This window comes from Staphylococcus hsinchuensis, assembly GCF_038789205.1.
Classification (GTDB): domain Bacteria; phylum Bacillota; class Bacilli; order Staphylococcales; family Staphylococcaceae; genus Staphylococcus; species Staphylococcus hsinchuensis.
In genome coordinates this window covers 15,003-35,661 of sequence record NZ_CP128356.1, presented here as the reverse complement: position 1 = coordinate 35,661, position 20,659 = coordinate 15,003, and the positions used below count along the sequence as shown (strand labels likewise).

Sequence of the window (20,659 nt, the reverse complement as noted above, 5' to 3'; positions counted from 1 at the left end):
GTTTATTACAGGTTCTGTTGCAAAGTAAAAAAATATAGTTAACCACTAATTTATCATGTCAGTGTTCGCTTAACTTGCTAGCATGATGCTAATTTCGTGGCATGGCGAAAATCCGTAGATCTGAAGAGACCTGCGGTTCTTTTTATATAGAGCGTAAATACATTCAATACCTTTTAAAGTATTCTTTGCTGTATTGATACTTTGATACCTTGTCTTTCTTACTTTAATATGACGGTGATCTTGCTCAATGAGGTTATTCAGATATTTCGATGTACAATGACAGTCAGGTTTAAGTTTAAAAGCTTTAATTACTTTAGCCATTGCTACCTTCGTTGAAGGTGCCTGATCTGTAATTACCTTTTGAGGTTTACCAAATTGTTTAATGAGACGTTTGATAAACGCATATGCTGAATGATTATCTCGTTGCTTACGCAACCAAATATCTAATGTATGTCCCTCTGCATCAATGGCACGATATAAATAGCTCCATTTTCCTTTTATTTTGATGTACGTCTCATCAATACGCCATTTGTAATAAGCTTTTTTATGCTTTTTCTTCCAAATTTGATATAAAAGTGGGGCATATTCTTGAACCCAACGGTAGACCGTTGAATGATGAACGTTTACACCACGTTCCCTTAATATTTCAGATATATCACGATAACTCAATGCATATCTTAGATAGTAGCCAACGGCTACAGTGATAACATCTTTGTTAAATTGTTTATATCTGAAATAGTTCATACAGAAGACTCCTTTTTGTTAAAATTATACTATAAATTCAACTTTGCAACAGAACCTTATATATTTTATAATTGGGAATTTAGCATTATTGGGACAATCATTTCCATCAGAAAAAAATAATACTTAATATTAATTAAAATAAATAGAAAGAGGGGACTCAAAAATGAGTTCCCTCTTTCGTTGCCATAACATGCCTTATGGGTAGTTGAAATGTATAGCTTATTCATATTTACTGCTATTCAATATAGAATTCACTCTTTATTAAACATATTTTCAAATGTTTTTGCTTTGATATAGATAAATATTATTATTAGAATTATAGAAACTATTCCAAAATAATATGGTATAAATAATTGAGATACTAATCCAATCAATATTGCTCCTATTGTCATACCTATATACCTTACAAAATTAAAAATCCCTAAAACCTTACCCTTTATATTTTCAAATCTTTGAGATATTAACGTCGATAGCAACGCAGGAACAACACCAACAAAAAACCTAGCACAAAAATAATAAAAGATAAGATTATTAAATTTACAGAGTTAAATATTCCAAATAATAAGGTGAATATAGAAAAGATAATTATAGTACATCTAAGTATCATTAAGCTGTTATATTTTTTGGCTATTTTTTTATAGAACATACTACCTAATATGACACTAACAGTAATCGGTAAAAATAATATACCAGATATGCCTTCACTTATATTATATACATGATTTAGTAATGTAGGTAGATAAACTAATATAGAAAAATAAGTAAAAAATGCTAAAAATCCTAATACCACTAAAGTAATAAAAACTTTATCTGATAAGTATTTTTCATTCACCTTTTCTGTTAATTTCCCTACACCTTTTTCAACATTTGGAATCTTAGTAAAAGTAATAATAAGAAATAATAAGATGGATATAATAAATAAAAAACTAAAGATACCTATATAATCCCATTTGGCACCTATACTACTACCCAAAATGGGCGCTATTGCTGGTGCACACGATAAAAATATCTGGTAATTTGCCATCGCAGATGCTCTGCTATCACCTTCACTTAATTTAGCTAATAGAGTTAAAGTTACAAGTGGAATGATTCCACAACCAATAGCTTGAAATAATCTAGCCGTCGCAAACAAAACAAAATTATTCGTTATAGCACACATTAAGCTAGATATGATAACAATTCCTAAGCCTGTTAAAAGTACTTTTTTTGAATCTCTAGAATCTATACTTTTTCCTAAAACTATCTGCATTATAGCAACTATAAATATAAAACCGCCTACAGTTACATTTATCCAAAATAACGATACATGAAAGTCTTCATGTAATCTTGGAATGATAGGTGTATATATATTTTGAATTAATGAAGCAAAAAATGCTAAAAATCCTAAAACATATAATCTTATGTTACTTTTCACCTCAATCATTTGAATCAACTTCTTCTTTTTTTAACTCATCAACGCTTCTTTTTAGAAATTCAATAATAGTTTCCATTTCTTTTTCATCAAATACTTTCAATACTTCTTCATATTTTTTTACTGCTTTTTTATGTAAATCATCATGTATAAAAGAAAGTTTTTCTCCTCTTTTAGTTAAATTATAATAAACTTCTCTTTTATTTGACTCATTATTCAGTTCAACTACTAATTCTTTAGATAAAAGTTTCTTAATAGATTTTGTGACTGCTGGCTTGGATACGTTTAGTTCTTCGGCAAGAAACTTGTTATTAACTTTTTCATGTTTATCAATGATCTCTATGATATGAAATTGAGTTAAAGATAAATCCATATCCTCATTTTCTTTTCTATATTGTCTTCTTTTATCGGCATTTTCTCTTTCTATAATGAATTGTTGTAACATTAATATGACTTTTTTTTGCATATTCATCTTTTCTCTCTCCTTTATTGTTAACCGGTTAACAATATTATTACTTATCTCCCTTTTTTTGTCAAATGCAATTGCTTACACTATATAATTCTGATATTCTATAAATTGTTAACCAGGTAAATATTAATAGGTTAACAATATGTGGGGAGGGATAACGTGCAAGACTTTAAAGTAGACTTTTTAACAAAAAACTGTAAACAAATCTATCAAAGAAAAAAACATGTCATTTTAGGAATTAGCCCTTTTACAAGTAAGTATAACGAATCCTACATAAGAAAGATTATTCAATGGGCTAATTCAAATTTTGATGATTTCTCTATTTTATTGGCAGGAGAAGAATCTAAAAATCTTTTAGAATGCTTAGGATATTCATCTTCTAAAGCTAATCAAAAAGTACGAAAAGAAATTAAACGGCAAATCAGATTTTGTGAAGATGAAATTATAAAGTGTAATAAAACCATAACTAATAGAATTCATAGGTTTTCTGATTTTAAAAATAATATTTCTTATATTGATATATATAAGACTATTGTAGATCAGTTCAATACAGATTCTAATTTTAAAAACAGTTGTTTAAAAATGTCACTTCAAGCATTACAAAGCAAAGGAAAAAATGTTAATACATCCATAGAAATCACTGATGAAACTTTAGAGTATGCAGCACAATATGTTTTAGCAGAATTACCATTCTTTTTAAATGCTAATCCCATAATTAATACACAAGAAACTTTAATGGCTTATCATGCACCATGGGAATTAGGTACTAATATTATAAATGATCAGTTCAATTTAAAAATGAATGAAAAACAGGGCTATATTATATTAACGGAAAAAGGGGATAATTATGTTAAAAGTGTCTAAAAGTATTTTTGATAAAGAGTATGAAATAAATGGTTCTGTTGCAAAGTTGAATTTATAGTATAATTTTAACAAAAAGGAGTCTTCTGTATGAACTATTTCAGATATAAACAATTTAACAAGGATGTTATCACTGTAGCCGTTGGCTACTATCTGAGATATGCATTGAGTTATCGTGATATATCTGAAATATTAAGGGAACGTGGTGTAAACGTTCATCATTCAACGGTCTACCGTTGGGTTCAAGAATATGCCCCACTTTTATATCAAATTTGGAAGAAAAAGCATAAAAAAGCTTATTACAAATGGCGTATTGATGAGACGTACATCAAAATAAAAGGAAAATGGAGCTATTTATATCGTGCCATTGATGCAGAGGGACATACATTAGATATTTGGTTGCGTAAGCAACGAGATAATCATTCAGCATATGCGTTTATCAAACGTCTCATTAAACAATTTGGTAAACCTCAAAAGGTAATTACAGATCAGGCACCTTCAACGAAGGTAGCAATGGCTAAAGTAATTAAAGCTTTTAAACTTAAACCTGACTGTCATTGTACATCGAAATATCTGAATAACCTCATTGAGCAAGATCACCGTCATATTAAAGTAAGAAAGACAAGGTATCAAAGTATCAATACAGCAAAGAATACTTTAAAAGGTATTGAATGTATTTACGCTCTATATAAAAAGAACCGCAGGTCTCTTCAGATCTACGGATTTTCGCCATGCCACGAAATTAGCATCATGCTAGCAAGTTAAGCGAACACTGACATGATAAATTAGTGGTTAACTATATTTTTTTACTTTGCAACAGAACCTTTATAGGCATTATTATAAGAAGAATAATTTGTAAAATATTAAAGTTTTCTACCAATTATAGTTAAATTATTACTATCATTTGAAAGGGGTGTACCATCAATATCAGAAAAATAATGTTCGATTTGAAATAAGTCACTTATTTCTTTTGAAATAGTATTCTTATCAAAGCATTTCATCCAATCATAAAATTTTTTAATCGTATTATCTTTGAAAATATAAATAGATTTATTTAATATAATATTATCAGAATATTTTTCTAAAGAATAAAGCGCAAGATGTTCTGATGAAGTTATAGGATTATCATGAGAGCGATATTCCCAAATATTTATAGGTGAAAGTTGATTGTAATAGTGAATACTAGGGACATCAAAGATTAAAAGACCATTGTCATCTAAGTGTTTGTAAATATTTTTAAGTAGTTTACGACGATTTTCGTAGGAAAAAGTAGAATAAGTTTGATAAATTATAGTACAAATATTAAATGTACGATTTAATTGGAAAGATAGGATATCATCTTGATAATATTGTACATACCTATTTTTAGAATTTTTAATAGCATATTGTATAGCACTTGTTGAATAATCAATTCCTGTAACATTATATCCTTGGGATGAAAGAGCCACAGCATATAAACCTGGACCGCATCCTAAATCTAAAAGATTTTTATAGTGACTAGAAGGAAATTTATTGCTAATAAATAGTGATACCTTACGAACAAAATCATGCCCCTTACTTCCCCCATAAATTTCCGTCTTGAAATAAGAATTAAATACAAATGAGGAAAATGATGAATCTGTCCAAATATTATTTTTACTATTCTCAAAAGGAGAAGGAGAGTATAAATGTTTTAATAAATTATTCAAAATTTTACCTTCTTTCTATTTTTAAATGTTACTTTTATTTTATAGTAAAAATGATTCATAAACAAAAAAGTAAGTCTAAAAATTGTTATTCTGTTGAATCAATTTATAAATAGTTCCGTTTGAGTTAGAATTGATGTCAGTTTTAATAGAAAACAATTGGCTAATTTCAGATATTATTGATAAACCGGATCCTTTTTTTGTAAGTTCATTGACATTGTATCCGATACCGAACTCCTCAATTATAATCTGTTGTGACAGGTATATGTTTACTGATGGTGTTTTGGAGTGGTGATATATATTAGAAATTATATTATCAAAAAGGCGTTCAAACCATAACTCCTCACCGATCCAAAAAACTTCATTGTGTAAAATATTTATATTTATTTTAATGTTTTTTTTAGAAAACAAATACTGCCATTTTTGAATAGTATTTTCAACAAGTGGAACAATATTAATTTTTTGTTTGAATACATAGAAATCATTAATTTTATTTATTTGTTCCGGTTTTATTTGTGAGGTTAAAGTACTAATATAATCAATTTTTTTATATAAATCATTTACATTTTTTTCATTAATGCTATATTCTTTTGAAATTTGGAATATTTCAAGTTTAAGAGAAGTTAATGGTGTGTTTATATCGTGAGAAAGTTGTTTTAAATAATTTTCTTGTTGACTATTATATTTTTTTAAAGTCAGTTCTTTATACCGTAGCCTATCTATCAAATTATTAATAGATAAGGCTAATGCATTAAATTCACTACTTATTCCGTTATTTGTTTTTAAATGGTGTGGTAAATTATCTTTGTAAGTCAATGTTTGTACAGTGTTTTTAATATTTATTATATTGATACTAATCTTTTTTATGAAGTTAGCTCCATATAAAATTGTTACAATAATCATTAATAACAAAAGAAAATAATTATCAAAAATAATTATTTTATTTTCAAAATTGTTAATATTTTCTGAAAATATTTTTTTATAAATAAAAAAAGAAATATTATTAATTAATATAAAAAATAGGGGAGCGAAGATAGTAGAAATAATAGCAAATATAATATACTTGGTTTTTAATGTCATTTTTATCACTCATTTTCTAAAGTATTCAGTCTATATCCAATACCATAGACATTAGTTATAATTTTAGCATCGTAATCTTTTAGTTTCTCTCGTAACCTTTTTATATAAACTGTTAAAATACCATCTGTGGCTTCTCCCCATGGCCATAGGTAATTAATTATTTGTTCTTTTTGTAAGTTGCGATTTTTATTTTCAAAAAAATAAAAGAAAAGGTCATTTTCTTTTTTGGTTAAAGTTATTTCTGTATTCTCAATAAATATTCTTTTTTCTTGAGAATTTATAGTCAAATGAGAAATTTTATAACTAGGAGGTCCATAGTGAGTTTTTATTATATTATTTATTCGAGCTATTAGTTCTAATGGATCAAAAGGCTTAGATAAATAATCCTCTCCTAGTTCAAGGCTAGATAGTTTTGTATCTATATCGTGACGTGCTGTTAAAAATAAAATTGGAACATTATGTAGCTTTTTAATTTTATTTGAAAGTGTTATCCCATCTTGATAAGGGAGCATAATGTCCATGAGTATTAAATCGTATATTAAAATATCTTCATCTAAATCTTTTCCATCAATTTTTATGGTAACTACAAACCCCTCTTGTTTTAAAATGTTAGCAATATTTTTAGCAATATCTTTATCATCTTCGACTACTAAAATATGCTTGTAAAGCATACATCTCACATCCTATGCATTGAAAATAATTAGTCCTATCACAAGAAAAAATGCATATATAATAAAATATACTAAAGATTTTTTCCATTTAATTTTCTTATTCTTTTCTATATAATGATTTAATACTTCAAACATAAAAGCAATAATTGATAAAAGTAAAAAAAACATAGCAATTAAAATAAATAGTGAAGCAATCATAAAATCCTCCTTACTAACTTATTTTAATAAAAAAAAATTAAAAAGTGATGAATTTGATGAAATTTTAACATAATAGTAAAATATAACTAAAGTCATTTGTTAATATTATAAAGAGATTTGAGGTTAATAAGATGAAATCTAATAATGAATTAGTATATTTATTGAGCAAAATCAAATGGCCAAAATTATTAATTAGTATATCTTTATTTATATCTATTTTAGGAAGTTTAAGTGGTTTGTTAATACCAGTCTTTACTGGAAATGTTGTAGATAATTTGAAAGAAGGAAATGTTAGCACTCAATTTATATTTGCCTTTATTTTCTTGTTTGTATTTAATGCTATTTTAAATGGGATTGGCTTATATATACTTAATAAAGTCGGAGAAATCGTTATATATTCTATTAGAAGTTTGATATGGAAAAAAATTATATATCTAAAGGTAAGTTTTTTCGATAAAAATGAAAGTGGAAATATTATGAGTAGAATAACAGATGATACAAAAGTTATAAACTTTTTCCTATCTTATAAACTTCCTAATTTTTTCCCTTCATTAATAAGTATAATTGGTTCTCTTGTTATGCTTTTTATTTTAGATTGGCAAATGACATTAGTTACTTTAGTTATTTTTCCTATATATGCACTTGTAGTTATTCCATTAGGAAAAGCAATGCAAAAAATATCAATAAATACTCAGAATGAAATAGCTAATTTTACTGGATTACTTGGTAGGGTATTGACTGAAATAAAATTAGTGAAGGTTTCTAGTACTGAAAAAGAAGAGTTGAAAAATGCACACACCAACTTATTACATATTTTTCAATTAGGTTTAAAACAAGCTAAGATTACGTCTGTAATTCAACCCTTATCTAGCTTAATTTTATTACTAACAGTAGGAATTATTTTAGGATTTGGAGGATTAAAAATCTCTAGTGGCAGTATAAGTGCCGGGACATTAGTTACTATGATATTTTATGTTTTTCAAATGAGTATGCCATTAGTAAATGTATCTACACTAGTAACAGATTATAAAAAAGCGGTAGGAGCTAGTAGTAGAATTCATGATATATTAAAAGAGAAAACTGAAGATGTAAAAGATAATGGACTGAGTTTTGAAAAAAATAAGCATCTAATTTTTGATAATGTTACGTTTGCATATAATCAATCTCCAGTTTTAGAAAATGTTAGCTTTACTGCTCGCAATAATTCGACAACAGCAATAGTAGGACCATCTGGGTCAGGTAAATCTACGATTTTTCATCTTATTGAACGGTTTTATAGTGTTCAAAGTGGCGAAATATTATATGGAGATAAAGGAATCGATGAATTCAACCTTAAAAATTGGAGAAAGAATATTGGGTACGTTACACAAAATAATCCAATGATGAATGGCACCATTACTAATAATATTTTATATGGTAATGAAAAAGATATGGAAACAAATGATATAATATATTATTCTAAGATGGCTAATGCACACGAATTTATAAGTGAGTTTGAAGAAAGTTATAATACTTTAGTGGGAGAAAGAGGGGAAAAATTATCTGGAGGACAAAAACAACGAATTGATATTGTTAGAAACTTTATTAAACAACCTAATATTTTACTTTTAGATGAAGCAACCTCTAGTTTGGATAGTGAAAGTGAAAAAAAAATTCAGTCCTCTTTAGAAAAGTTAATGTATAATAGAACGACTATAATTATTGCTCATAGATTATCTACGATTAAAAAAGCGGATCAAATAATATTCTTAGATAAAGGAAAGATAACTGGAATTGGAACCCATGAAAAATTAATAAAGACACATTCTAAATATTCTTCTTTTGTATATAATCAACGATTACGATGACTTTTATATTATTTTAATAATTTGCTATAAACAACTTCAAGGTTATAAGTGAATGGACTTCAATTTGTGCAAGTAAAATAAAAACATTTTCGTTGAATTCATAATACATTATAGATTTTATCAACAAATGGATAAACAATATTACTATAGAAAAGTGTTGAAGAAGTTAAAGTAATTGATTATAAATATAGTTATATTTAGGGATATCGAAAAGTAATTTTAGCATGAGGCAAATATCGTGATAAGAAAGTTAATCACAAAAATAAAAAAATAGTTGTAAGGTAATGAGCATAATTATAGAGTTAAATCTAATGTGTCTAACAAAGCAGGTAGTATATATTACAAAATAAACAATCTATTACAAAAAACTTCAAGAAATAACTCCGTATTGGAGTTATTTATAATAGGTATTAATTATGTACCTTTATATTTCCTATGAAAACCACAAACAATGTAAAAAAATTACACGTAAATAGAGAAATCAAAATCTCTAATAGTATTATAATAGATATTGTCGAAAATTTTAGTAAATTTGAAATTTAACAAAAATTAGCTACTTATCTCCTATAGAATTTAAGAAATTAGTAGCTTAGAAAATAGTATTTTTATTACCTTCCTGTTCTAAATTTTAGTTTGTAATAAAGTGTAAAGATTTAATATGTAATTATCTTGTTTTTTCAATATATATCTTGTTAATTCTGGGTCTTTGCGTATGTTAAAGTATTCATTCATTACTGCAATGCATGCTGCAACTTTCCCAGATGCCAATGAATTACCAGTAGTAAACCTATGACTTCCTTTTTCGGAGGTAGTTAATACCCAATCATCCATAATCATTTTATTATTCATCCATTTTTCTTTTCCATATTTATCTAAAAGTGTAGTATCTCCAGCATATGCTAATACATCTAAGTCTGTTTTACTATAATTTGAATAAGAAGCCAACTGGCCATTAGCATTTGAAGAAGCCACTCCTATTACATTTTTTAATTGAGAGGGGATATCAAATATTGAAGATGACGATTCAAAATGAGTTATATTTTCTTTCTTCACAACAGAATTCAAGAAACTTTTCCTTTTATCAATATTTATACCATCATTGCCTAATGCTCCAATAACAATTACCCCTTTACTTTCAGCATAATCTACAGCTTTTTGAAAGGCTTGTATTTCCAAGTCTCTATTTGATAACATTTCACCATTTTTTTTATGAGGTTCACGGACAATATAAGAACCTAAGCTTAAGTTTATTACATCTACTCCATCATTTGTTGCCCGAATAATAGCTTTCATTATCCAAATATTATCAGCAGATTTTCCACCAAAAATTCTGTACACTTTTATCCCCAAATTTGGAGCTATACTGGTTATATTCCCAGTACCACAAATTTGCCCAGCAACTTGAGTTCCGTGATTTAATTTATCGACCATATAATTAATATTTCCATTTTCATCCGGTTCTTTTCCACGAAAACCATATTTTGGAACCATATTGACTGTAGATAAGATATTCTCTTTCAAATCTGGATGATCTACATCTATTCCTGAATCAACAAGCGCTACACAATAATCATGACTACCCATACTCATGGAATGAGTATAATAATTATTGGTTGTTTTTTTTACATCCCATTGGATAGATTTTGAATATGGAATGTTATTTTTTTCTGAAATTGAAGTATTTAGGTTTACTATAGATTGAGAATCGCTAATCCTAAACTTAGTATCATAGTAGAATTTTAGTAAATTTGATCTTGTTCCATATACTTGTGTCACAAAAATTTCAGGGATTTCACATATAAGATCTAAATCATAACTAATTAAGTTTTTTTTTGTATATAAATAATCTTTGATATCTTTGTTTAATATTGTAAAATAATTTTTCTTAGAATCATTTTTTTTAGCATTCCAAACATGTAAAATTTTGCACACCTCTTTTGTTATTTAAATTAACAAGTCGTTTATTAACATGTGATCAGGATGTATCAAGTTTAAAAGTTGACCAGTTTTTCCCAAAAATAAAGAATAATTTTCATTAGGATATTCAAAACCAGAAGTCCATTCAAACTCTAAGGTAGCAAAGATTTCTTTCGAGTCATTGAAATCATTATTTAAAGCTTTTAAAACTAGTGAATTACCATGACTACCATGACAAACCGATTGAGAATTACCTGATAATAAATAATTACTTTTTAATTGCTTTTCTAATGTTTTAAGAAGTAAAGAAGGCGATTTTTCACTTTTACCTCGTATTTTATTTCTTGCGAGTACCATACCAGAAATTCCGTTACACCAGACTACAGGAATTTTTTCTTTTTCAATGAAATATATTTTGTTTTCTTTAATCAGTATATTATTTACAACAAATGATATATTAGAATCTTTTATTATATTATTACATTTGGTTAAAGCTAACGCTATTCCACTTAATCCGTGTGCTAATCCAATTGTATAATTTTTCAAATCAAATCTTTCAAGCAATATACTTTTAAGTTCTATAATATATTTATTTAAAAAATCTAAATCATAGTATTCGTAGAAATCAACTAATAAAGATAGTACTCCACTAACACCGCCCAAATAATCTAATGGGGCATTTTTCTCTTCATTAAGATAATTAATATAATCATTCAATAATAATTCTAATTCTTCAGAAAAAGCAACGTTATATTGAAAATATTTATTAATTAAATAAATATATTTGAAATAAGAAAAACGGCCGTGATATATGGAAAAGTTATTTTCATAATCAAGTTTATATAAATTAAAAATTTTTTTATTGAACTTATTGATTACATCTAAATTTAAAAAAGAAGGGTTACATTGGTTATATTCAAGTAATGTTAATATAATTCCGGCTAATCCATAATATAAATCATATGTGATAGGAGCAAATATTGCATTTCCAAAAGAATCATATTTCAAATTTAACAGATGAGGAGATAGTATTTCTTCTTTTAATGAGTTCATTTCGTGTTTCAACGTAGTAATTTCTTTTCTTTTTCTAATAGAATAGTTATTAGAATTATCAATATTTTCTCTGTATGCATCAATTGAATTTTTCATAATTTTGCATTGTTTTTTCATATCTTCAATATTAGCACTTCTTATTTTTTTAGAGACTTTTTCTAGAGAAGATTCTTCAAAGAAGCTTTGAATAATAATATCACCTTGTGCAGAGTACAAGTTTTTAGAATGGATATTAACTTGAAAAGTTGGTACATCCAAATTTAATAAGTTAATTAATTCTATATTAGCTATATCTTCATTATTCTTATATCCTTTGATACTATCAGCTAATAACTCAAATATACCGTCTTCACTTTCTAATTGTTTGAAAAACTCTATATATTTAGCGTATACATATGTTGGTCTTAAGACACTTCTTACATTTAAGTTCATTTGATCAATTAAATTAACTAAATGAAGTTTATTATCTATAGTTATATTGTATGAGTCAGAAAATCCTGCAAGAAAAGAATCTATTCCATTATAGATTTCATGGTAATCTCCATTTTTATCTTGTGGAATATTCATTGATTTTTTTTCTTCGTTAGAGATTTCTTCTATTACGTTTATAGCATCATTGTTTCTGTGTATTGTAGTAGATACAATATTATCCGTATATGATTGATTTGTAGTTCCTCCTAAAAATCGTATGTCATCATTATGATTAGAATAGTCAAATAATAATGTATGTAAAATTGACTCTAAAAATGGGTAAGATGTGTCTGACAACTTCATTTTTTGAATACTTGGCTGTAAAATAGTCTCTAAATCAATAAAAACAGGGTTTTTCCCCTTAGAAATAATATTTTCGTAATGCATATCACTAGCATTTAAAAAATAAAGCACCTGACTTTGTATACCTAGGTCATAGTAATAGTCTTCTATTTCCTTTTGACATTTAACGGGGTCATTTTCTATATACTCTTGCCATCCGTATGTCTCTCTATCTATTATAAATGGTATATACGGCTTAAATTTCAAGAATTTATCATAAAAGTCAAGAATTTCAAAATAAAACAAATCAGGTTTTAAACTTTTTGGTTTATATAATATCTTGTCATCTGTCTCTAAATGAATAATAGCTACAGTTTTACCCTTATTATGAGAATCTCCCATTTCTATTTGTATATTTCGTAACTCACCAACCTCGAGAAAATTAGATAAATCAGCTTTATCATAATGAAAATTTTTTATAATTTCATAAACGTAATCTAAATAAAAAGAAACTCTATTGTTCAATTGTTGAATTAACGGAGAAGAATCACTCAAACTCTTCAAATAATTTTTAATATAAGTATTAATGAGCTGATCAGATTTTGTTGATTTGATTGATTCTTCATATTTCTCTCGATATTCTAAAATTAAGTGTTTCCAAGAGTTCTGTTGAATTAAATTAATCAAATTTTTTTCTATATTTATGTAAAGTGTTTTGTTTATATCTTTTTCATAATTTTTTTTAATATCGGACACTTTTTGTTGGTATATATGTTTATAATATGAATCATAAATATATTTGATAATCTCTTCCATCTATGCTCTCTCCTCAAAAACCCCCCCTAGTCATGAAGGGAGGGCTAATGCTTTTAGTATTTAAAAACGCTCAGAAATTATTTTCCTGGACAAGGTTTAACTACAGATGCACATTTTGTTGTTGGGCAAGCTGCAATTGAAACAGGAACAGTTGGAGTAACTCTTGGTGAAGACTCAGAACCTTTTGAAATTTTTTCGAGATCTTGAATTGTAATTTTTTTCATCAGAAAAACCTCCACATTGTTATTGATTATTAACATATTTACATGTAATATACTACTTAGGGAAGTGATTTTACACTTTAAGAATAACATATTTTCAAAATTTAAACAAATTCAATAAGAGAAGGAGCTGATTTTTAATGAGTAGACAAGAACTAGAACTTTTTGAATCTGCAGGTAACTTCGCTAATGAACTTGAAAATGGTAGTTTAGAAAATATCTTTGGTGGAGATTCACAACCAAGAGAATTCACTAATGATAATGACGGGAAACACAAGTCAATTACTTGGGAATGTTCAGTTTGCCCAACTCACACTTGTTTTGGTTGTTAAAATCTATGGGGGGTACTAAAAGGTTAAACCTTTTAGTACCTTTTCAATATTAATATTAACTTTGAAATATTAATATCTTATTAATAAGGAGAATTTCTAATGAGTAATTTGAAAAATATTATAAGCCAATTTGTTTCAGATACAGATGAGTCGAAATTAAATACTATTACGAAAGAATTTTTTGGGATAAGTTTTGGGGAATTTGAAACAAAGTATTATTTACCCAATAAATCTCCTTTTCAAAAAAAAATTAACTTTGAAAAATATGAAAGATTGGATTTTGACTCATTTCCTTCTCAAAAGGGAATGAATGTAATAACAGACTACATTATTTATTGTAATAACATAAATTACACAACTTATATCGAAAATAATATAGCCAAAAATGTTGAACAAGCTAAAAAAATTAATAATGGTATACTTGATCAACTTTCATTAATGCTTATGAAGTTTACATACAGAACTGTTGTATATGATATAAACAAGAAAAAATCTCAAAATTTATTTCACAGTACTAGTAAAGAAGATCAATTTAAAGAATATTTGAGAAACTTTCAATATAATGAAAATTTAATAGATTTTGTCAAAAATTACCATAGTTTAGTTCAAAATCTTGAAAACTATTTGCTACAACTACATAAAAATATTTTGGAATTTTTCAAGAACTTCTCAAATGATATGTCATTACTTTCAGAAAAATTTGGAATTTCACATAAAAATTTAAAATCTATAAATCTTGCTCAAGGAGATTTACATAATCAAGGTAAGATGGTTATACAATGTAAATACGAAAAAGAATCTATATTTTATAAACCAAGAAATGGTAACATTGATTTATTATTTTCTAATTTATTATCTTTTTTCAATAATAAAACAAATCATGAATTAAAAACTACAGAAAATATAATTAGAAATGGTTATTTTTGGGTTAAAGGCATTAACTATAAAGAGTGTGATGACAAAGATGATGTGTCTAACTTTTATCATGAATTAGGTGTTATACTTGCTTTTTTATATTTATTTGACGCAACAGACTTTCATGCTGATAATCTGATTGCATGTGGGAAACATCCTGTTCTTATAGATTTAGAAAGTCTAATTGGAAATAGGAAACTAAAAAAATTTACTGATGCAACAGATGTTAATAGATATTTATTATCTTCTTCTGTAAAATCTACTGGGATTCTTCCATTTATTTTTGGGGATAATGAGTCTTCTGATGTAAGTGCTATAGGAAAAAAAGGCGAGACTCAATCTTCTATTAAGGTGCCTAAAATGAAAAATATTGGTACTTCAAATATAGAAGTTGTGAGTGAATATATTAATATAGACTCATCTAAAAACCACCCGAAAGTTGAAGGTAAGTATGTTAATTCTGAATTATACACATCCGATATAAAGAGAGGGTTTTCTATTGCCTATGAATTTATTTTAAAAGAAAAGAAAAACATACTAAAATTAATAGACAAAGATTCTACCAATCTTTTCTTACGTCATATAAATAAACCCACAATGTTTTATGCTAATCTAATAAATTTAAGCTATCATCCAATGATAATGCAGAATATAGCGCTCCGTGATTTTTTTATAGCTAGTCAGTTATTTCAAGAAAAAAACAAATTAGTTAATGAAGAATTTAAAGATATGATTCATAGCAATGTACCATATTTTTCCTATAATATTAATAGTAAAACTATAATTCATCATAGCTTAACAAAGTATGAAAATTATTTTAACACTAGTGCTTTTGACAGTATTCAAAAAAAACTCAAGTTTTTGTCTAATGTTGATAAAGAAAAGCAACTAACATTTATAGAAAATTCTATGTTGAGAAGTACTTTGATTAATGAAGATAAAGAACGAAATTATAACATAAAAAATTATGATTTTATTTTGAACTCAAATTCACAAAAAAAATTTAAAAAGGAGTGCTTCGATTCTATTATTAACGAAATTGAGTCTAAAATCACTAATCATCAAATAAAATATAAAAATACTTACAGCTGGAATTCAGGTATGCTCTATGGAACAGGTAGTAAAAAAACATATCATGACATCATTATGACAGAAAATTTATATGATGGATTATGTGGTATGGCTTTTTATTATTATTCCTTATACTTATATTCTGAAAATAATGATTATTTAATTAAAACAGAAAATATAATAAATAATATTAGAAATTACACCATTGAGAATAGTAATTTACCAATCGGTGCGTTTGAAGGAGTTTTCTCTTATGTTTACTTATGCGGTTTACTTTACAAATGCACTTTAAGAACACACTATCTAGACGAATGCATCCGTATAATTAATTTATTTAAAGATAAATTAAATGAAGATAACACAAACGATTTCATTAGTGGTAATGCTGGAATACTTACTGTGCTAATCAATTTATATACTTATATAGAGACAGATGTATACAAAGATATTTTATATGATGCAATTAAAATTTGTGTAAATCGTCTTTACAAGAATAAAGTAGAAATAAGTACTAACAAAATAACTTGGGAATTTGTAAACAATCAACATTTAACAGGTTTTGCTCATGGAAATTCTGGAGTTTGTTATGCATTAAAACTATATTTAGAAAAAATTGAATATTCTTCTAAAATACAACAATTAATAAAAAAAGCAGACAACTTTGAAAAAAGCTTTCGTAAAGGAGATTTGTGGGTAAATCATAATAAAAACGAAGAAGCTCCATTTGCATGGTGTTACGGATCGCCTGGGATATTGTTAAATAAATCAATGAATTATAATGATAAACATGATAATATAAAAATAGTAAAAGAAATACTGGCACAAGGTTTTTCTAGAACGCAATGTTTGTGTCATGGAGATTTAGGAAATGCTATAATTCTCACAAATTTTATAGAGAAAGAAAAGTTGAATCATATACTATATGATATATTACGGGAGAAAACAGTAGAAGACTTACAATGCGGCATAGGTGTGCCAAAAATACAGAATTTTAGTTTGATGACTGGATTATCTGGTATTTCTTATGGGTTAATGTACATGTTAAAAGACAATATTCCCAATATTTTAAGATTAGAAATTTAAAGGATGTGTTACATTTTGATTCAAGTAGAAAATCTTTCAGTTTCCACAAAGCATCAACAAATTTTAAAAAATATTTCTTATACATTTGAAAATGGTAAAGTATACGGACTTCTTGGTCCTAATGGAGCTGGGAAAACAACTCTATTTAAATCTATGATTAATGTAGTAAAGTATTCTGGCAATATTAATAACACATATAGTAGAAATAATATTGGTCATTTAATTGAACATCCAGCTTTTTATGACAATTTAAGCTGCTATGATAATTTAAAACTTCATGCTAGTTATAAAAAAAATCAATCAGATAACATATTACAATTCTTAAAAATGGTGGGACTTCAAGAAGACACATCAAAAAAATTCAAAACTTTATCTATGGGAATGAAACAAAGACTAGGTATAGGAAGAGCTCTGATGGATTATCCTAAAACCATTTTGTTAGATGAACCTTCAAATGGACTTGATCCAAGTGGCATTAGAGATATTAGAGATATTATCTCTAATTATGTAAACACAAATGATCGAACAACTATTATTTCTAGTCATATACTAAAAGAAATTGAAGAATTCACCGATGTTTTTGTATTTATAAACAATGGGAAAATTATAGCTAATATTAAAAATAAGCATGCATTTTATGCTTGTTTAAAATGTGAAGAGTTACCTTTAAACTTTGCAAACAAACAATCATTTCAAGGAGAACTTTCAATAATTTTTGATGGTAATAGCTATCATATTATAGGCGATTATCAATATTTAAGTAATTTAGATAGCAAAGTGAAAAAGTTAAGTTTAGAAGAACTATATTTACAAATCATGACAATCCAAGCCGCAGAGGTGTATTTAAAATGATTACTTTTATAAAAAATGAATTCATAAAAATTAAGAGTGAAAAATTTTTAATAGTTATCCTAATCTTAATGCTAATTCCTTTTGGGATGAATTTTGCAAACTTTGCAATTAATGATAGGAACCTATCATTGTCAGATGGATTCTATTTTAGATTTTATAATCAATATTTTATGCTTCTACCTATTATTAGTTGTATTATCGCTTCATCAGTGTATTATATTGAATATAAAAATAATACATTTACTAATTGGTTTTCATATAGCACTAATATTAACTTACTCTTTTTTTCTAAAGGAATTGTCGCACTGTTACTATCATTATTCTATACTATAATCAATTTAATGATTATTTTAGTTTTTTATATATTCAATGGAGCTGATATATTTGAATTAATAGCAATTACAAGTTCTTTTTTGACAGTAAACTTAATGATAATATTACTTGTTAATTTTTTGAGTATAGCAATAATCAATTTAACTAAAAATATAATTGTTTCAATTGTAAGTGGTATAATTATTTCTATGATATCTATGATATTTTTAGCTGCTCCATTTTCATATATTATTCCAACAACATTTAGTTATAGATTAGGTCTACTATTTATTAATTCTAATCTATATTATCCTAATGTGATGTTCACGATTATGATAGGTTCTCTTGTTTTCATAATATTATTTTTAATTTTATTAGCTATGTCCTATAAATCATTTACTCATAAAAAAATTTGATTTTTTCTAATATTTAATAAAGCAGTATTTTAATACTATCCCCCAATTTCAATTCAAACTGAAATTGGGGGTATAAATAAATTCAACAAAATATTACAGTCTATCTAGTTCAGAAATATTTTGTACTATTAGCAATTTAAATATATTAAAGATTAGATCCTACTATTAAAATTACAACACAAATAATAGCCAATACAGCAAAAACATTAATAGTTGTAGAACTTTTATTCCCATTAGAAAAAAATGGCATTATCCAAAAACCCAATGCTAGCATTGCAAAAAGAAATGCCCCTATACCTACAATTGTCAAAACTATATCCAAGTAAAAAACCTCCTTATAAAATCATAGTATGTTATGATTTTATATATATTTTACTATAATTAAAACCCACTTTACAACAAAATAAACATTAGTTATTTTTGGTTCTGTTGCAAAGTAAAAAAATATAGCTAACCACTAATATATCATGTCAGTGTTCGCTTAACTTGCTAGCATGATGCTAATTTCGTGGCATGGCGAAAATCCGTAGATCTGAAGAGACCTGCGGTTCTTTTTATATAGAGCGTAAATACATTCAATACCTTTTAAAGTATTCTTTGCTGTATTGATACTTTGATACCTTGTCTTTCTTACTTTAATATGACGGTGATTTTGCTCAATGAGGTTATTCAGATATTTCGATGTACAATGACAGTCAGGTTTAAGTTTAAAAGCTTTAATTACTTTAGCCATTGCTACCTTCGTTGAAGGTGCCTGATCTGTAATTACCTTTTGAAGTTTACCAAATTGTTTAATGAGACGTTTGATAAACGCATATGCTGAATGATTATCTCGTTGCTTACGCAAGCAAATATCTAATGTATGTCCCTCTGCATCAATGGCACGATATAAATAGCTCTATTTTCCTTTTATTTTGATGTACGTCTCATCAATACGCCATTTGTAATAAGCTTTTTTATGCTTTTTCTTCCAAATTTGATATAAAATTGGGGCATATTCTTGAACCCAACGGTAGACCGTTGAATGATGAACGTTTACACCACGTTCCCTTAATATTTCAGATATATCACGATAACTCAATGCATATCTTAGATAGTAGCCAACGGCTACAGTGATAACATCCTTGTTAAATTGTTTATATCTGAAATAGTTCATACAGAAGACTCCTTTTTGTTAAAATTATACTATAAATTCAACTTTGCAACAGAACCACTTATTCCATCTATAAAGGGTGCTTAACGCAATCCCTTTACTTTTAGAAATACTTGATAAAGATTGTTCGCCTAGGATAAAAGGTTTTATAATATTGTACTTTTGAGTAGCTTTTTTACGTTTGGCTTCAGAAAAATTAGTTAGATACTTCTCCTTGTTTTTCATCTTCCTTGTCCTCCAATTTATTGAGGTAACGATAAATTGTTGTACGTGAAACATGCCACTGTTCTGCAATTGTCTTAATTGGCGTACCATTATCATAAAGTGTCTTAAGTAGGTTTAAATCTTTTTGATTTAATTTTTCTGGTCTGCCTCCATATCGGCCTCTAGCACGTGCTGCAATTCGGCCAGCTGAAGAACGCTCTAAAATTAAATTACGTTCAAATTCTGCAAATGCTGCGAATAAATGAAATAATAATTGTCCTGTAGAACTTGATTTATCCATCGTTATATTTTCTTCTAAACTATGAAAACTCACGCCTCGTTCGTTAAGTTCATTAACTAATGTGATTAAATCCTCCATGTTACGTCCTAGTCTATCTAGTCTCCAAACAACAATGGTATCTCCTGACCTCGCAAATTCAATTGCTTTATCTAAACCAGGTCTTTTACTTTTTGAACCACTCATATGGTCATTAAATATCTTTTCATAACCATGTGTATTTAATCGATCTTCCTGTAAATTTAAATTTTGTAATCCAGTTGAAACTCTTGCATAACCTATTTTCAAAATACAAAC

17 protein-coding genes and 3 pseudogenes are annotated in these 20,659 nt (G+C 26.9%); 7 read left to right on the top strand and 13 right to left on the bottom strand.

Features of this window, described 5'->3' with window-relative positions; translation table 11 throughout:
* Positions 1-69 precede the first annotated feature (69 nt).
* The 3 genes and pseudogenes from QQM35_RS11170 to QQM35_RS11160 form a co-directional block, all read right to left on the bottom strand.
* A complete protein-coding gene (locus QQM35_RS11170; RefSeq protein ID WP_031919200.1) occupies positions 70-744 on the bottom strand; it encodes an IS6-like element IS257 family transposase in 675 nt (224 codons plus the stop codon).
* A 251-nt stretch (positions 745-995) separates the two neighbouring features.
* A pseudogene (locus tag QQM35_RS11165) lies at positions 996-2,167 on the bottom strand (MFS transporter).
* Complete coding sequence (locus QQM35_RS11160; RefSeq protein WP_102962075.1) at positions 2,160-2,621, bottom strand: MarR family winged helix-turn-helix transcriptional regulator; 462 nt, start codon at positions 2,619-2,621, stop codon at positions 2,160-2,162. The pseudogene QQM35_RS11165 and the gene QQM35_RS11160 overlap by 8 nt, the downstream one beginning before the upstream one ends.
* A gap of 162 nt (positions 2,622-2,783) precedes the next feature.
* On the opposite strand from QQM35_RS11160, the gene QQM35_RS11155 reads away from it, so the two are divergent.
* Positions 2,784-3,488, top strand: coding sequence for a tRNA-dependent cyclodipeptide synthase (locus QQM35_RS11155; RefSeq protein WP_053023822.1), 705 nt, complete (start codon positions 2,784-2,786; stop codon positions 3,486-3,488).
* An 87-nt stretch (positions 3,489-3,575) separates the two neighbouring features.
* Positions 3,576-4,250 (top strand): IS6-like element IS257 family transposase, encoded by a 675-nt coding sequence (locus QQM35_RS11150; RefSeq protein WP_031919200.1) that lies wholly within the window; start codon positions 3,576-3,578, stop codon positions 4,248-4,250.
* A gap of 98 nt (positions 4,251-4,348) precedes the next feature.
* On the opposite strand, the gene QQM35_RS11145 is transcribed toward QQM35_RS11150, so the two are convergent.
* The 3 genes from QQM35_RS11145 to QQM35_RS11135 form a co-directional block, all read right to left on the bottom strand.
* Positions 4,349-5,173, bottom strand: a complete 825-nt coding sequence (locus QQM35_RS11145; RefSeq protein ID WP_342610607.1) for a class I SAM-dependent methyltransferase — start codon at positions 5,171-5,173, stop codon at positions 4,349-4,351.
* A 75-nt stretch (positions 5,174-5,248) separates the two neighbouring features.
* Positions 5,249-6,250 carry a hypothetical protein gene (locus QQM35_RS11140; RefSeq protein WP_342610606.1) on the bottom strand — a complete coding sequence of 334 codons (1,002 nt, stop codon included), beginning with the start codon at positions 6,248-6,250 and terminating at the stop codon, positions 5,249-5,251.
* Between the two features lie 5 nt (positions 6,251-6,255).
* Positions 6,256-6,921, bottom strand: a complete 666-nt coding sequence (locus QQM35_RS11135) for a response regulator transcription factor (protein ID WP_342610605.1) — start codon at positions 6,919-6,921, stop codon at positions 6,256-6,258.
* Positions 6,922-7,250: 329 nt separating this feature from the next.
* Between QQM35_RS11135 and QQM35_RS11130 the strand changes: the two genes are divergently transcribed.
* The gene (locus QQM35_RS11130; protein WP_342610604.1) at positions 7,251-8,966 is read left to right on the top strand and encodes an ABC transporter ATP-binding protein; all 1,716 of its coding nucleotides are present in this window, start codon (positions 7,251-7,253) and stop codon (positions 8,964-8,966) included.
* A 621-nt stretch (positions 8,967-9,587) separates the two neighbouring features.
* On the opposite strand, the gene QQM35_RS11125 is transcribed toward QQM35_RS11130, so the two are convergent.
* The 3 genes from QQM35_RS11125 to QQM35_RS11115 form a co-directional block, all read right to left on the bottom strand.
* Entirely contained in the window at positions 9,588-10,898 is a 1,311-nt protein-coding gene (locus tag QQM35_RS11125; protein WP_342610603.1) for a S8 family peptidase, read from the bottom strand.
* 12 nt (positions 10,899-10,910) lie between these two features.
* A complete protein-coding gene (gene lanM / locus QQM35_RS11120; RefSeq protein WP_342610602.1) occupies positions 10,911-13,505 on the bottom strand; it encodes a type 2 lanthipeptide synthetase LanM in 2,595 nt (864 codons plus the stop codon).
* A gap of 77 nt (positions 13,506-13,582) precedes the next feature.
* Positions 13,583-13,729: a class II lanthipeptide, LchA2/BrtA2 family gene (locus QQM35_RS11115; RefSeq protein WP_342610601.1), complete on the bottom strand. Its 147-nt coding sequence runs from the start codon at positions 13,727-13,729 to the stop codon at positions 13,583-13,585.
* 137 nt (positions 13,730-13,866) lie between these two features.
* On the opposite strand from QQM35_RS11115, the gene QQM35_RS11110 reads away from it, so the two are divergent.
* The 4 genes from QQM35_RS11110 (at position 13,867) to QQM35_RS11470 (ending at position 18,707) form a co-directional block, all read left to right on the top strand.
* Entirely contained in the window at positions 13,867-14,058 is a 192-nt protein-coding gene (locus QQM35_RS11110) for a plantaricin C family lantibiotic (protein ID WP_342610600.1), read from the top strand.
* Positions 14,059-14,157: 99 nt separating this feature from the next.
* The gene (locus QQM35_RS11105; protein WP_342610599.1) at positions 14,158-17,127 is read left to right on the top strand and encodes a type 2 lanthipeptide synthetase LanM family protein; all 2,970 of its coding nucleotides are present in this window, start codon (positions 14,158-14,160) and stop codon (positions 17,125-17,127) included.
* A gap of 15 nt (positions 17,128-17,142) precedes the next feature.
* Entirely contained in the window at positions 17,143-17,979 is an 837-nt protein-coding gene (locus QQM35_RS11100) for an ABC transporter ATP-binding protein (RefSeq protein WP_251520938.1), read from the top strand.
* Complete coding sequence (locus QQM35_RS11470; protein WP_353047301.1) at positions 17,976-18,707, top strand: ABC transporter permease; 732 nt, start codon at positions 17,976-17,978, stop codon at positions 18,705-18,707. The genes QQM35_RS11100 and QQM35_RS11470 overlap by 4 nt, the downstream gene beginning before the upstream one ends.
* Before the next feature lie 145 nt (positions 18,708-18,852).
* Here the strand turns inward: QQM35_RS11470 and QQM35_RS11095 are convergent, their stop codons facing one another.
* From QQM35_RS11095 to QQM35_RS11080, 4 genes and pseudogenes are all read right to left on the bottom strand, one after another.
* Positions 18,853-19,029, bottom strand: a complete 177-nt coding sequence (locus QQM35_RS11095) for a hypothetical protein (RefSeq protein ID WP_251520941.1) — start codon at positions 19,027-19,029, stop codon at positions 18,853-18,855.
* A 159-nt stretch (positions 19,030-19,188) separates the two neighbouring features.
* Positions 19,189-19,863: pseudogene (locus QQM35_RS11090) on the bottom strand (IS6 family transposase).
* Positions 19,864-19,920: 57 nt separating this feature from the next.
* Positions 19,921-20,085: pseudogene (locus QQM35_RS11085) on the bottom strand (Mu transposase C-terminal domain-containing protein); the annotation flags it as partial.
* A complete protein-coding gene (locus tag QQM35_RS11080) occupies positions 20,057-20,650 on the bottom strand; it encodes a recombinase family protein (protein WP_342610598.1) in 594 nt (197 codons plus the stop codon). The gene QQM35_RS11080 and the pseudogene QQM35_RS11085, both read right to left, overlap by 29 nt.
* Positions 20,651-20,659: the final 9 nt, after the last annotated feature.